Annotated in this window: 10 protein-coding genes; 7 read left to right on the top strand and 3 right to left on the bottom strand. The window is 66.2% G+C overall.

What is annotated here, in order from left to right:
• Positions 1-121: 121 nt before the first annotated feature.
• Positions 122-1,279 (bottom strand): pyridoxal phosphate-dependent aminotransferase, encoded by a 1,158-nt coding sequence (locus AC58EF_RS19090; RefSeq protein WP_497277953.1) that lies wholly within the window; start codon positions 1,277-1,279, stop codon positions 122-124.
• Positions 1,280-1,448: 169 nt separating this feature from the next.
• On the opposite strand from AC58EF_RS19090, the gene ptsP reads away from it, so the two are divergent.
• The 7 genes from ptsP (at position 1,449) to AC58EF_RS19055 (ending at position 10,861) form a co-directional block, all read left to right on the top strand.
• Positions 1,449-3,725, top strand: a complete 2,277-nt coding sequence (gene ptsP / locus AC58EF_RS19085) for a phosphoenolpyruvate--protein phosphotransferase (protein ID WP_497277951.1) — start codon at positions 1,449-1,451, stop codon at positions 3,723-3,725.
• Positions 3,726-3,918: 193 nt separating this feature from the next.
• Positions 3,919-4,788, top strand: coding sequence for a helix-turn-helix domain-containing protein (locus AC58EF_RS19080; RefSeq protein ID WP_497277950.1), 870 nt, complete (start codon positions 3,919-3,921; stop codon positions 4,786-4,788).
• 182 nt (positions 4,789-4,970) lie between these two features.
• Positions 4,971-5,909 carry a hypothetical protein gene (locus AC58EF_RS19075; RefSeq protein ID WP_497277949.1) on the top strand — a complete coding sequence of 313 codons (939 nt, stop codon included), beginning with the start codon at positions 4,971-4,973 and terminating at the stop codon, positions 5,907-5,909.
• Complete coding sequence (tilS, locus tag AC58EF_RS19070; RefSeq protein ID WP_497277948.1) at positions 5,900-6,856, top strand: tRNA lysidine(34) synthetase TilS; 957 nt, start codon at positions 5,900-5,902, stop codon at positions 6,854-6,856. Before AC58EF_RS19075 ends, tilS begins: the two co-directional genes overlap by 10 nt.
• A gap of 129 nt (positions 6,857-6,985) precedes the next feature.
• Positions 6,986-7,177 (top strand): hypothetical protein, encoded by a 192-nt coding sequence (locus tag AC58EF_RS19065; protein WP_497277947.1) that lies wholly within the window; start codon positions 6,986-6,988, stop codon positions 7,175-7,177.
• A 66-nt stretch (positions 7,178-7,243) separates the two neighbouring features.
• A complete protein-coding gene (gene ftsH, locus AC58EF_RS19060) occupies positions 7,244-9,190 on the top strand; it encodes an ATP-dependent zinc metalloprotease FtsH (RefSeq protein WP_497277946.1) in 1,947 nt (648 codons plus the stop codon).
• Between the two features lie 381 nt (positions 9,191-9,571).
• Positions 9,572-10,861, top strand: coding sequence for an amino acid permease (locus AC58EF_RS19055; RefSeq protein ID WP_497277945.1), 1,290 nt, complete (start codon positions 9,572-9,574; stop codon positions 10,859-10,861).
• A gap of 82 nt (positions 10,862-10,943) precedes the next feature.
• Here AC58EF_RS19055 and dnaJ read toward each other — a convergent pair whose 3' ends face one another.
• Both dnaJ and dnaK read right to left on the bottom strand, forming a co-directional pair.
• Complete coding sequence (gene dnaJ, locus AC58EF_RS19050) at positions 10,944-12,086, bottom strand: molecular chaperone DnaJ (RefSeq protein ID WP_497277944.1); 1,143 nt, start codon at positions 12,084-12,086, stop codon at positions 10,944-10,946.
• Positions 12,087-12,209: 123 nt separating this feature from the next.
• A complete protein-coding gene (dnaK, locus tag AC58EF_RS19045; protein ID WP_497277943.1) occupies positions 12,210-14,117 on the bottom strand; it encodes a molecular chaperone DnaK in 1,908 nt (635 codons plus the stop codon).
• Positions 14,118-14,136 lie beyond the last annotated feature (19 nt).

Raw genomic sequence — 14,136 nt, 5'->3', positions numbered from 1 at the left:
AAATTTATGGGGCTTGCTCAGGATATTTCGTCATTGCGAGCGGAGCGAAGCAATCCACCCTTGCGCCATGGATTGCTTCGCTCCGCTCGCAATGACGATGCGGGGATTGCGGCGCGCGCCTTTACGCCTTCCAGACCTTGTCCACCGCCGCGTTGAAGGCATCCATTTCCGCCATCGATCCGACCGACACGCGCGAGACATTGGGCCAGATCGGCCAGTTGCGGCCGATCTGCACCTTTTCAGCGAGAATGGCGGTCTGCATCTCCTTGGCGGGCTTGCCCCAGTCGACCATGAACATATTGGCCTGGCTGCCGGGGATGACCTTGATCCCCTTGGCCTTCAAATGGCTGACCGCCTTTTCGCGCGCGGCGTTCATTTCGGCGCGGCGCGCCTTGATGAGGTCGGCCTGCGCGACCGAGACGGTGCCGCAGGCGACGGCGGTCATCGGCAGCATGGCCGTCACCTGCCCGCCGTCATAGCGCATCATCTTTTCCATCAGCGCGGGCGAGGCGAAGGTGAGGCCGAGGCGCATCCCCGCCATGCCGAACAGCTTCGAGAAGGTGCGCAGGATCAGCACGTCGTCGCGCGTGGCGGCGAGCCTGGCGGCATTGGGGCCATCGACCCAGTGGATATAGGCTTCGTCGACGACCAGGATCGCGTCCTTGGGCTTGTTGTTCGCCAGCCATTCGATGTCGGCGATCGGCGTGATCGTGCCGGTCGGGTTGTTGGGCGAGCAGATATAATAGATGCCCGCATTGGGATCGGCCGCCAGCATCGCCTTCACATCATGGCGATAATCGGCGGTCAGCGGCACGCGCGCCACCTTGGCCCCGATCCAGTCGCCGGTGCGCCAGATGGCTTCATAGGTCGGGTCGGCGGTGACGATGCCGCGGGTGGGCGAGGCGAAGCTGACCGCGACGCGGTTCAGCGGATCGGACGAGCCGGGCCAGGCGGTGACGCGGTCGGCCGCTATGCCCTCGACCGAGGCGACCGCTTCGAACAGCTTCTGATGCTCATTGTCGGGTTCGTAGCGATTGCCCTCCCGCACCAGCTTGAAGGCGGCTTCGGCGGCGACGGGAAAGGGGCCGGTCCAGCATTCGTTGGCGCCGATGCGCACCGCGCCGGCGACGGGCTTGGCCGCCTGCTGCGCGGCCGCGCCGGTGACGCGGATGGCGGCGGCGGCGCCGCCGATCAGCGCGGCCGCCTTGGCCAGTTGGCGGCGCGAATAGCCGCGGTCGAGAAGATCCCGTTCGAATGCCGTGTCGGATTGAGTCGCCATGGTCCCTGTCTCCCTGCGAGCCTGCCAAAGGCTCTTCAGCCTGCTGGACGAGTGTACAGAATGTTTCCGCCATGCAAATGGCCACCGGCGTCGGAATTGCTGCTTTTCCGCGCAACTTTTTTGCGCATGAATCTTGGAAACTGATGCTTCAATCTGTTAGCGCATCGATATGCCCAGCACCCCCGCCGCCGCCGCCCGCCAGATCCTCATCCGCCTGCAGGAAGTGATGGCGTCGCGCACCAGCGCGCAGGCGAAACTGAACAAGGTGGTGGAGATTATCGGCGAGTCGCTGTCGAGCGAGGTCTGCTCCATCTATCTGGTGCGCGAGGGCGTGCTGGAACTGTTCGCGACGCGCGGGCTGAAACAGGAAGCCGTCCATGTCACCCGCATGGCGATGGGCGAAGGGCTGGTCGGCCTGATCGCCACCAATGTGGAGACGCTGAACCTGGACGAGGCGGCGGCGCATCCCGACTATAGCTATCGCCCCGAGACGGGCGAGGAACTGTTCCACAGCTTCGCGGGCGTGCCGATCGTACGGCGCGAGCGCGCCATCGGCGTCCTGTGCGTGCAGCATGTGGAGCCGCGCAAATATGAAGAGGTCGAGATCGAGGCGTTGCAGACGGTGGCCATGGTGCTGTCCGAACTGATCGCCAATGCCGAGCTGGCCGATGACGGCCCGGCCGACGCGCGCGTGACCGATACCGGCACGACCATGCTGCACGGGTTGCAACTGGTGATGGGCATGGCGCGCGGCCATGCGGTGTTCCACCAGCCGCGCATCCATGTCGAACATACGGTGGCGGAGGATACGGAGGCGGAACGGGCGCGCGTCATTTCCGCCTTCGCCAAGATGCGCGAGCAGATCGACCGGATGACCGGCGCGGCCGAGTTCGGCACCGAGGGCGAGCATCAGGAGGTGCTCGAAACCTACAAGATGTTCGCCTATGACGAGGGCTGGATCCGGCGGATCAACGAGGCGATCGACAGCGGCCTGACCGCCGAGGCGGCGATCGAGCGGGTGCAGCAGCGCACCCGGATGCGGATGCGGCAGATCGACGATCCGCTGCTCCAGGACCGGATGCACGATCTGGAGGATATGGCGAACCGGCTGCTGCGCATCGTGTCGGGGCAACTGGGCACGGCGGCGCAACTGGGGCTGCGGCAGGACGCCATATTGATCGCGCGCAACCTGGGACCGGCGGAACTGCTGGAATATGACCGGCGGCGGCTGAAGGGCGTGATCCTGGAAGAGGGATCGCTGACCGCCCATGTCACTATCGTCGCGCGCGCCATGGGCGTGCCGGTGCTGGGGCGCGTGCGCGACGTGCGGCATCAGTTGAACGAGGGCGACCTCATCCTGATGGACGTGGGGGAAAATACCCTGCTGATCCGGCCGAGCGCCGACATGGACGAGGCGTTCGAGAACAAGCTGCATGTGACGCAGAAGCGCCGCGCCGAATTCGCCGCGATGCGCGACCTGCCGTCGGTCACGACCGACGGGCAGCGGGTCGAGCTGATGGTCAATGCCGGCCTGCGCGAGGATGCGCAGGCGCTGGACCTGGTCGGCGCGGACGGCATCGGCCTGTTCCGCACCGAGTTCCAGTTCCTGGTGTCGGCCACCCTGCCGCAGCGCGAAAAGCAGCAGCGGCTCTACAAGGATGTGCTGGACGCCGCGGGCGACCGGCCGGTCATCTTCCGCACGGTCGACATCGGCGGCGACAAGGCGCTGCCCTATATGACGCGGGACGGCGACGAGGAACTGGAGGATAATCCGGCGATGGGCTGGCGCGCGCTGCGGCTGGCGCTGGACCGCGACGGGTTGATGAAGGCGCAGGCGCGCGCGCTGCTGGAGGCGAGCGCGGGCAAGGTGCTGAACGTCATGTTCCCGATGGTGTCGGAACCCTGGGAATATGAGGAAGCGCACGCGCTGGTCGAGCATCAGCGCGAATGGCTGCATGGGCAGAAGAAGAAGCTGCCGATCGCGGTCAAATATGGCGCCATGCTGGAAGTGCCGGCGCTGGCCGAGGTGCTGGACATATTGCTGCCCCGCATCGATTTCCTGTCGATCGGCACCAATGACCTGACCCAGTTCCTGTTCGCTGCCGACCGGGCGCATCCCAAGCTGGCCGAGCGTTACGACTGGCTGAGCATCGCGATCCTGCGCTTCCTGGACCGGGTGGTGCGGGCGTGCCAGACCTATCAGGTGCCGGTCGGCGTCTGCGGCGAGATGGGTGGGCGCACATTGGAGGCGATGGCGCTGATCGGCCTTGGCATCCGCCGCCTGTCGATCACTCCGGCGTCGGTCGGGCCGGTCAAGGCGATGATCCGCGCGGTCGATGCGAGCGAGCTGGAAGCCATGATGCGCGCATGGCTGGATGCCGGTGCGCGCGACATTCGCGAACGGCTGACGGCATGGGCGGTCGAACGGGATATAGAACTGAATTGAGGCGGCCAGGTGGTGAGCGTATTTCAAATCCACCACACTAGAATCATATATTTGCTAGTGACCCTGATGAATCTGAAGTTCGTTCAACCCATACCCGACAGCGTGACGAACTTCAGATTCGGGTCACTAGTGCGGCGTTGACAACGCCCGTCCGGCAATGAGACAAGGCCGCCCTCAAAGGTCGCGGAGCAGCATGGCAGAAGAACCCGAAGTGGAAACCGGCGCGGCAGAGGCGCAGGACCTGCAACCCATGACGCCGGGCGCGAAGCTGCGCGCCGCGCGGGAGGGGCAGGGCCTGTCGCTTCAGGATGTCGCGACCCGCACCCGCATCGCCCAGCGCCAGCTGGAGGCTGTCGAGCGCGACGACTATGCCGCGCTGCCCGGCATTCCCTATGCGGTCGGCTTCGCCCGCGCCTATGCGCGCACCGTGGGGGTCGATGAAGTGGTGATCGCGGCGGACGTGCGCAACGCGGTGCACGGGTCGGACCTGGGCGCGAACCGCTATGAAGCGTTCGAGCCGGTCGACCCCGCGCGCGTGCCGTCGCGCGTGCTGGCATGGACGGCGGCCGTTGTCGTCGTTCTGCTGATCGCCGGCTTCATGGTGTGGCGCACGCAGATGTTCACCCCGCCCACCAGCGAGGAAATCGTTGCGCAGGATCAGGCGGCGCCGGCCACGGCTGCGCGTCCGGCCGGCGCGCCGCCGGCCGCGCCGGTGGCGCAGACGGTCGTCTTCACCGCCGTCGACGATGTGTGGCTGCGCATCTATGACGAGGCGGGCGAGCGGCTGAAGGATGGCCTGATGAAGAAGGGGGAAAGCTTCACCCTGCCGGCCAATGCGCGCAACCCGATGATCCTGACCGGCCGCCCGCAAGCGCTGAACGTCACGGTCGGGGGCAAGCCGGTGCCGCCGCTCGGCGCGGCCGACCGCACCATCGCCGACGTGCCGGTGAGCGCCGAGGCGCTGTTGGCGCGGGGCACCGCCGCCGGAGCGGCGGCCGGGCAGCCTGCCGCCGGCGGCGCGGCGGCCCCGGCGCAGCCCGCGCCGCAGCCGGGCGCCAACTAAAAAAACAGCATTGCCGCCGGCCTGAATGTCGCGCTTTACCCCGCGAAATAACGGCTTATGGTTAAGGCGCAGAGTGGAGCGGCCGACCCGATCGGACCGGGCGCTCCTGTTTTGGTTTAACGCGATTTCCGAACCGTCGGATGGGGCTATCTGACAAGAAATCGCTCTAGTCGGGGATCATCATGCGTCACGCCTTTTTCGCGACCTCAGCCTTGATAGGGGGGGCGTTGCTGTCGATCGCGGCGCCGGCCGCCGCCCAGAGCGGCGGGGTCGAGGTGCGGGTCGACCGGCTGGAGAAAGAAATGCGCGCGGTGCAGCGCAAGGTCTTTCCCGCCGGCGCGCCGCTGGAGGCGGAGATCACGCGGCCGGCTGCGCCCACGGTGGCGCCGGGATCGCCGGCCAGCGCGCCGATCGCGGACCTGACCGCGCGCGTGGGCGCGCTGGAATCGCAGCTCGCCTCCGTCACCGGGCAGGTCGAGGAGAATGGCTTCAAGCTGCGCCAGCTGGAGGAGGCGTTCAACAAATATAAGGCGGAGACGGAAAGCCGCCTGGCGCAGCCCGCGGCGCCTGCGCCAGCGACGCGGCCGACCGTGAATGCCCCGGCCGAGCCGGAGGCGATTGCGCCCCGGTCCGCCGCGCCCAGTCCGGCCGCGTCCAGGCCCGCCGCTCCCGCCGCCGCGAGCGAGGAGCGCAAGACCGCTGTCGCCGCGATCGAGCGGCCCAATAGCGGCAATGCGGCTGAGGACGCCTATAGCTATGGCTTCCGCCTGTGGGATGCGAAATTCTATCCCGAGGCGCAGGCGCAGTTGAAAGCTACGGTCGACAAATATGGCGACAGTTCGGTCGGCAGCCGCGCCGCCAATCTGCTGGGCCGCGCCTATCTGGACGACGGCAAGCCGGCGCTGGCTTCGGTCGCCTTCTATGAAAATTACCAGAAGCGCCCGCGCGGCGACCGCGCCGCCGACAGCCTGACCTATCTGGGCGAGGCGCTGATCCAGCTCAAGAAGCCGGCCGACGCCTGCAAGGTCTATCAGGAACTGGAGCAGGTCTATGGATCGAGCCTGTCTGCCAGCCAGCGCGGCATGATGGACAAGGGCCGCACCAGGGCGAAGTGCAGCTGAGCGACGATCTGGGTTGGGCGGCGCTGGAGGCCCGGCTGATCGCGGCGGTTGAGGCGCTGGTCGGGGCCGACCCGGCGGCGCGCTATGGCATCGCCGTGTCGGGCGGGCCGGACAGCATGGCGCTGCTGTTCCTGGCCGCGCGCGCCTTTCCGGGGCGGGTGGCGGCGGTGACGCTGGACCATGGGCTGCGCGCCGAATCGGCGGACGAAGCGGCGATGGTCGGGCGTTGGTGCGCCGGTCAGGGCATCGACCACAGCATCCTGACGCCCGATGCGCCTGTGGCGGGCAATGTGCAGGCCTGGGCGCGGGGGCAGCGCTATGCCCGGATCGAAACGTGGCGCGCCGGGCGCGGCATCGACTGGATCATGACCGCGCATCATGCCGACGACCAGCTGGAAACCATGGTGATGCGGCTCAATCGGGGATCGGGCGTTGGCGGTCTGGCCGGGGTGCGGGCGCGGGCGGGGCGGGTGATCCGGCCGCTGCTCGGCGTGCGCAAGGCGGCGTTGCAGGCGCTGGCGGAGGCGGAAGGCCTGCCCCATGTCCATGATCCGTCCAATGCCGATCCGCGGTTCGACCGCGCGCTGATCCGTTCCGCGCTGGCGGCGGTCGACTGGCTGGACGCGGAGGCGGCGGCGCGCAGCGCGGCGGCGCTGGCGGAGGCGGAGACGGCGCTGGAATGGAGCGTCGCCGATCTGGCTGCGCGCCATGTGTGGGCGGAAGGGGCGGGCTATCGACTCGACCGGACCGACCTGCCGCGCGAATATCTGCGGCGGCTGGTGCTGCTGATGCTGGAGCGGGGCGCGCCTGACAGTCCCCCGCCGCGCGGTGATTCGCTCGATCGGGCGATCGTGGCCGCCGCCGACGGGGGGCAGGCGAGTCTGGGCGCATGGCTGTTGAAGGGCGGAGCGGGCTGGACGCTGATGCCCGCGCCGCCGCGCCGCTGATCGTTACGATAAGGTTCCACGGCCGGACCCGCGACTCTCACGACTGATCGCTTTGCTGCGCTGCAATGATGTTTTCTTAACATCCCTCATGGTTAATCCCTTCCCGATTTCTGCGGGGATAATGACGACATGATGGAATTTGCGGCCCTGACCTATGGCCTGCTGGCGAGCGTGATCCTTTCGGCGGCGCAACGGAACCGCCGGCTGAAGCGCCCGCATCCGCCGCTGCTGCTCTATATGGGCTATCTGTTGTGCGGCCTGTCGGGCGGCGCGGCGGTCGCGCTCGGCTATATCGCGATTTCGGCGATCTTCGGCGGCTGAACGCCGCGCGCATCCGCTTGCGCTTTTACGGGCGTTCCCTATCTTGGCGGGTGAAAGAGAGTGATGATGAACGACGAGAAAGACCCGCAGGGCAATCCCTGGATCAAGAGCGCGATGATATGGGCCGGCGTGATCGTCGCCCTGTTGCTGTTCGTATCCATGTTCGACCGCCCGGTGGGCGCGACGGGCAGCGAGATCGCCTATTCCGAATTCCGCGCCAAGGTGCAGGAGGGACAGGTCAAGGACGTCGCCATCGCGCCGGACAAGATTTCCGGCACGCTGTCGAGCGGCCAGAAATTCTCGACCCTGCCGGTCAGCGATCCGGGCCTCACCGGCCTGCTGGACGATTATAACGTCAAATATTCGGGTCAGGCCGAAGCGCAGCCCAGCTTCTGGATGATCCTGATCTACCAGTCGCTGCCCTTCCTGTTGATCCTGGGCATCGCCTTCTTCGTGCTGCGCCAGATGCAGAAGGGCGGCGGCGCGGGCGGCGCCATGGGCTTCGGCAAGTCGAAGGCCAAGCTGCTGACCGAGAAGCACGGCAAGGTGACGTTCGACGACGTCGCCGGCATCGACGAAGCGCGCGAGGAATTGCAGGAAATCGTCGAGTTTCTGAAGGACCCGAGCAAGTTCGCGCGGCTGGGCGGCAAGATTCCCAAGGGCGCGCTGCTGGTCGGTTCGCCCGGCACCGGCAAGACGCTGCTGGCGCGCGCGATCGCGGGCGAGGCGGGCGTGCCCTTCTTCACCATCTCCGGCTCCGACTTTGTCGAAATGTTCGTCGGCGTCGGCGCGAGCCGCGTGCGCGATATGTTCGAGCAGGCCAAGAAGAACGCGCCCTGCATCGTCTTCATCGACGAGATCGACGCGGTCGGCCGCCATCGCGGCGCGGGCCTGGGCAATGGCAATGACGAGCGCGAGCAGACGCTGAACCAGCTTCTGGTCGAGATGGACGGCTTCGAGGCGAATGAGGGCATCATCATCGTCGCGGCGACCAACCGCCCCGACGTGCTGGACCCCGCGTTGCTGCGTCCGGGCCGCTTCGACCGCCAGGTCGTGGTGCCCCGTCCCGACATCGAGGGCCGCGAGAAGATCCTGGCCGTGCACATGAAAAAAGTGCCGCTGGCGCCGGACGTCAACCCGCGCACCATCGCGCGCGGCACGCCCGGTTTCTCGGGCGCCGATCTTGCCAACCTCGTCAACGAAGCCGCCCTGATGGCCGCCCGTCGCGGCAAGCGTCTGGTCGCCATGGACGAGTTCGAGGCGGCCAAGGACAAGGTCATGATGGGCAGCGAGCGCCGCTCCATGGTCATGACCGACGATGAGAAGAAGATGACCGCCTATCATGAGGCGGGCCATGCCATCGTCGCGGTCCATGAACCGGCGTCCGACCCGATCCACAAGGCGACGATCATCCCGCGCGGCCGTGCGCTGGGCATGGTGATGCGCCTGCCGGAGCGGGACAGCTACAGCTATCATCGCGACAAGATGCACGCGAACATGGCCGTCGCCATGGGCGGCCGCGTCGCCGAGGAGATCATCTTCGGCTATGACAAGGTGTCGAGCGGCGCGTCGGGCGATATCCAGTACGCCACCAAGCTGGCGCGCGACATGGTCACGCAATGGGGCATGTCCGACAAGCTGGGTCCGCTGCAATATGAGGAGCAGCAGGGCGAAACCTTCCTCGGCTATTCGCAGAGCCAGCGCGTCCATATGTCGGACGAGACGGCCAAGCTGATCGACAAGGAAATTCGCGGGCTGGTGGAACAGGGCTATGCCCGCGCGCAGGAAGTGCTGAAGGGCCATGAGGACCAGTTGCATCTGCTGGCCAATGCGATGCTGGAATATGAGACGCTGAGCGGCGAGGAGATCAAGACCCTGCTCGACAAGGGTGAGATCACCCGCGACGACGGCACCACGATCAAGCCCTCGGTGATCCCCGCGGCCGGATCGTCCATCCCCAAGACGCGCAAGCGGAAAGGGCCGTTCGGCGATCCCACGCCCGCCGGCGTGTGAGACGCGAACAAGCGGATGGAGAAGGGCGTGGCCGATAGCCGCGCCCTTCTTCGTTGGCGATTATGGTGTTTACAAACGCCATAGTCGCCTTTTCACTGGGGTGCATCCGGCGGATGGGAATCGCCGGACCTGTCTGGAACCTAAAAGGCGCCAGACCATCCGCTTAAGCGCAGCGCGCTCTAGTGGATTGATTTTGACATTTGCATCCCCTGGCGGTTGGGATGGGTCTGCAAATGTCAAAATCGTAAAATCCACTAGAATCAAATATTTCTAGTGGTCCGAATAGATTCTGACATTCCTGTGGGACATGGCCTCAAGCGGTGTCGAATGTCAGAATCGGACCACTAGCCATCGGTCGCCTGCGCTATTAGGCATCCGGGCATGAGCAATCAGTCGAACGACGTGGCCTCCCTCCCTTCCTCCTCTCGAACCCTGGGCCTCGCCGCCTGCATCGCACTGGTCATGGGCAACATGATCGGATCGGGCGTGTTCCTGCTGCCGGCCAGCCTCGCGCCTTTTGGCTGGGACGCGGTGGCGGGCTGGGTGTTCACCATCGCCGGGTCGCTGGTGCTGGCCTTCGTCATCGCGCGGCTGACCGTCGCCATGCCCGACGCCAACGCCTCGCAGATGATCGCGCGTGCTTATGGTCCGCTGGCGGGCTTCGCGATCGGCTGGATCTACTGGATCTCGATCATCATCACCAACGTCACCATCGCGGTGGCGGCGACGGCCAATCTCAGCAGCATCGTGCCGGCGCTAGCTCAGCCGGGCATGGGCGCGCTTTGCTCGATCGCCTTCCTGTGGGCGATGACCGGCATCAACCTGATCGGCGCGCGCGCCGCCGGCCTGACGCAGATCGGCACGACCGTCATCAAGCTGATCCCGATTATCGTCGTCCTCATCCTGTTGCTGCTGATCCTGGGCAGCGGCAGGGCGCAGGTCGCCCCCTTCCCGGCGCAGGGCCTCACGGGCGCGGGCATCACCGCATCGGCGGCGCTGACGCTCTGGGCGCTGCTGGGCTTCGAATCCGCGTCCGTCGCCGCCGACAAGGTGCGCGACCCCGCGCGGACCATCCCGCGCGCGACATTGATCGGCACCGCCGCGACGGGCCTCATCTATCTGCTGGTATGCTCGGGCATCGCTCTGACCCTGCCCGCCGCAGAGACGCAGACCGGATCGCCCTTCGGCGCGTTCGTCAGCCATTATTGGTCGTCCGGCCCGGCCGGCTTCATCGCCATCTTCGTGGTGGTGAGCTGCCTCGGCGCGCTCAACGGCTGGACGCTGCTCCAGGGCGAAGTGCCGCTGGCGATGGCGCGCGCGGGCGAATTGCCGCGCTGGCTGGCGGGCACGGATGCCAGGGGAACGCCCGTGCGCGGGCTGATCCTGTCGACGGTGCTGGCCAGCCTGATGCTGGTGGCGAACAGCCTGCAGGGGCTGGTGGCGCTGTTCACCGCCATGGCGCTGCTGGCGACATCGGCGACGCTGTGGCTTTATGTCGGCTGCGCGCTGGCCAGCCTGCGCTTCCGGCTGGTGGTGCCGATGGCGGTCATCGGCCTTGGCTATGCGTTCTGGACGCTCTGGGGCGCGGGGCTGGTGGCCAGCGGGTCCAGCATCCTGCTGATGGCGGCCGGCCTGCCCTTCTACTGGTGGGCGCGGCGGGAGCGTCGATAGGTTCGTCATTGCGAGCGTAGCGAAGCAATCCATGTGCGCGACAGTGGATTGCTTCGCTACGCTCGCAATGACGAGGGGAGGCTCAATCCCCCCATAATTCCTTGAGCTTGGAGAAGAAGCCCGTCGATTGCGGGCATTCCTCGCCGGTTTCCGTCTCGCGGAACGCTTCCAGCAGTTCGCGCTGCTTGGCCGTCAGCTTGGTCGGCGTCTCGACATCGACCTGGATCACGAGGTCGCCCTGTCCCCGGCCGTTCAACACCGGCATACCGGCGCCGCGCTGGCGAATCTGCTTGCCCGACTGGATGCCGCTCGGGATTTTGATCTCATGCCGCACGCCGTCCAGGCCCGGCACCTCGATCACGCCACCCAATGAGGCGGTCGTGAAGCTGACCGGCGCCCGGCAGAACAGGGTCGTGCCGTCGCGCTCGAAAATCGAATGCCGCTTTACATGCAGGAAAATATAGAGGTCGCCCGCAGGCGCGCCGCGCGCGCCAGCCTCGCCCTCGCCCGACAGGCGGATGCGGGTGCCTTCGTCGACGCCGGCGGGCACGTTGACCGACAGCGTCTTGGGCTTGTCCACCCGCCCTTCACCCCGGCAGGAGCGGCAGGGACTTTCGATCACCTGGCCCGCGCCATGGCAGGACGGGCAGGTGCGCTCCACGACGAAGAAGCCCTGCTGCGCGCGGACCTGGCCATGGCCGCCGCAGGTGCCGCAACTCTTTACCCCGGTGCCGGGCTGGGCGCCCGAACCGTCGCAACTGTCGCAGGCGGCCGACACCTCGATCTGGATCTCGGTCTGCTTGCCATGATAGGCTTCGTCGAGCGTGATCTCCATGTCGTAGCGCAGGTCCGCGCCGCGCCGCTGCTGCTGACGCCCGCCGCCCGCGCCGCCGAAGCCGGACTGGCCGAAGATCGTCTCGAAAATATCGCCCAGGTCGGAAAAGCCGCCCGCGCCGCCACGGAAACCACCGCCGCCACCGCCGCCATTTTGCGCATTGGTGTAGGCCGCATGGCCATAACGGTCATAGGCCGCGCGCTTTTGCGGGTCCTTCAGGCACTCATAGGCTTCGGATACGGCCTTGAACTTGGCCTCGCTGTCGGTGCAGCCCCCGGTCTTGTCCGGGTGATATTTCATCGCCAGCTTGCGATAGGCGCTCTTGACGGCCGTGCCGTCCGCCGTGCGCTCGATTTCGAGCAGCGCATAATAATCCATTTCGGTAGTCATATCGCCCCCGGCGCGCCTTCACCGTCACCCCGGCGAAAGCCGGGGTCTCCCTTGCCTTCATGCGCCGGGGCCGAAGAAGAGAGATTCCAGCCTTCGCCGGAATGACGGTTGATAGGCATGGCCTTACGCCTTGTTGTCATCCACTTCCGAGAATTCGGCATCGACGACATCGTCGTCGGCCTTGGCGCCCGAGGCACCTTCTCCGCCCGGAGCCGCCGCTGCCGCCTGCTCCTTCTCGTAGATCGCCTGGCCCAGCTTCATCGCGACCGTGGCGAGTTCCTGCGCCTTGGTTTTCATCGCTTCGGCGTCGCCGCCCTCGATCGCGCTCTTGGTCGCAGCGATCGCGGTCTCGATCTCGCCCTTCAGCGATGCATCGACCTTGTCGCCATGTTCGGCCAGCTGCGCCTCGGTGGTGTGGACCAGGCTTTCGGCGTTGTTCTTGGCCTCGGCCGCTTCACGACGCTTCTTGTCCTCCTCGGCGAAGCGCTCGGCATCCTTGACCATCTGGTCGATATCAGCGTCGGAAAGGCCGCCCGACGCCTGGATGCGGATCTGCTGTTCCTTGCCGGTGCCCTTGTCCTTGGCCGACACGTTGACCAGACCGTTGGCGTCGATGTCGAACGTCACTTCGATCTGCGGCACGCCGCGCGGCGCCGGCGGGATGCCGACCAGGTCGAACTGGCCCAGTATCTTGTTGTCCGCCGCCATTTCACGCTCGCCCTGGAACACGCGGATCGTCACCGCCTGCTGATTGTCGTCGGCGGTCGAATAGACCTGCGACTTCTTGGCGGGGATGGTGGTGTTGCGGTCGATCATGCGGGTGAACACGCCGCCCAGCGTCTCGATGCCCAGCGACAGCGGGGTCACGTCGAGCAGCAGCACGTCCTTGACGTCGCCCTGCAGCACGCCCGCCTGGATCGCCGCGCCCATGGCGACGACTTCGTCCGGGTTCACGCCGGTGTGCGGTTCCTTGCCGAAGAATTCCTTCACGGCTTCGCGCACCTTGGGCATACGGGTCATGCCGCCGACCAGGACGACTTCGCTGATCTCGCTGGTCGAAACGCCGGCATCCGCCATCGCCTTCTTGCAAGGCTCCATCGTGCGCTTGATGAGGTCGGCGACCAGACGCTCCAGATCGGCGCGGGTCACGGTCTTCACCAGATGCTTCGGACCATTCTGATCGGCGGTGATGAAGGGCAGGTTGACTTCGGTCGTCTGCGCCGAGGACAGCTCGATCTTCGCCTTTTCCGCCGCTTCCTTCAGCCGCTGCAGCGCCAGCTTGTCCTTGGTCAGGTCGATGCCTTCGGCTTTCTGGAAGTCGGCGGCCAGATATTCCACCAGCTTGGCGTCGAAATCCTCGCCGCCCAGGAAGGTGTCGCCATTGGTCGACTTCACTTCGAACACGCCGTCGCCAATCTCCAGGATGGAGATGTCGAAGGTGCCGCCGCCAAGGTCATAGACCGCGATCGTCTTGCCGTCCTGCTTGTCGAGGCCGTAGGCTAGCGCCGCCGCGGTCGGCTCGTTGATGATGCGCAGCACTTCCAGGCCCGCGATCTGGCCGGCGTCCTTGGTCGCCTGACGCTGGGCGTCGTTGAAATAGGCCGGAACGGTGATGACCGCCTGCGTCACGGTTTCGCCGAGATAGGATTCAGCGGTTTCCTTCATCTTCTGCAGGATGAACGCGCTGATTTGCGACGGGCTGTAATCCTGGCCGCCGGCCTTGACCCAGGCGTCGCCATTCGGACCCTTGGCGATCGAATAGGGGACGAGTTCCATGTCCTTCTTGGTCATGGGATCGTCGAAGCGGCGGCCGATCAGGCGCTTCACCGCGAAAATCGTGTTGTCCGGGTTCGTCACCGCCTGGCGCTTGGCCGGCTGCCCGATCAGACGTTCGCCATCCTTGGCGAAGGCGACGATCGAGGGGGTGGTGCGCGCCCCTTCCGCATTCTCAATGACCTTGGGCTTGCCGCCGTCCATCACGGCGATGCAGCTGTTGGTGGTGCCCAGGTCAATCCCGATAACTTTTGCCATCTTTTCCTCTTGTAACCCC

The sequence above is a fragment of the Sphingobium sp. WR1 genome (assembly GCF_059693745.1).
This window is presented reverse-complemented; position numbering and strand designations above follow the sequence as displayed.

What these genes read in the sequence shown, in the direction of transcription:
- ftsH (WP_497277946.1), top strand. Translation starts at nt 7,244, where the DNA reads ATGAACGACGAGAAAGACCCGCAGGGCAATCCCTGGATCAAGAGCGCG.
- AC58EF_RS19090 (WP_497277953.1), bottom strand. Translation starts at nt 1,279, where the DNA reads ATGGCGACTCAATCCGACACGGCATTCGAACGGGATCTTCTCGACCGC.
- AC58EF_RS19065 (WP_497277947.1), top strand. Translation starts at nt 6,986, where the DNA reads ATGATGGAATTTGCGGCCCTGACCTATGGCCTGCTGGCGAGCGTGATC.
- AC58EF_RS19055 (WP_497277945.1), top strand. Translation starts at nt 9,572, where the DNA reads ATGAGCAATCAGTCGAACGACGTGGCCTCCCTCCCTTCCTCCTCTCGA.
- ptsP (WP_497277951.1), top strand. Translation starts at nt 1,449, where the DNA reads ATGCCCAGCACCCCCGCCGCCGCCGCCCGCCAGATCCTCATCCGCCTG.
- AC58EF_RS19080 (WP_497277950.1), top strand. Translation starts at nt 3,919, where the DNA reads ATGGCAGAAGAACCCGAAGTGGAAACCGGCGCGGCAGAGGCGCAGGAC.
- AC58EF_RS19075 (WP_497277949.1), top strand. Translation starts at nt 4,971, where the DNA reads ATGCGTCACGCCTTTTTCGCGACCTCAGCCTTGATAGGGGGGGCGTTG.
- dnaJ (WP_497277944.1), bottom strand. Translation starts at nt 12,086, where the DNA reads ATGACTACCGAAATGGATTATTATGCGCTGCTCGAAATCGAGCGCACG.
- dnaK (WP_497277943.1), bottom strand. Translation starts at nt 14,117, where the DNA reads ATGGCAAAAGTTATCGGGATTGACCTGGGCACCACCAACAGCTGCATC.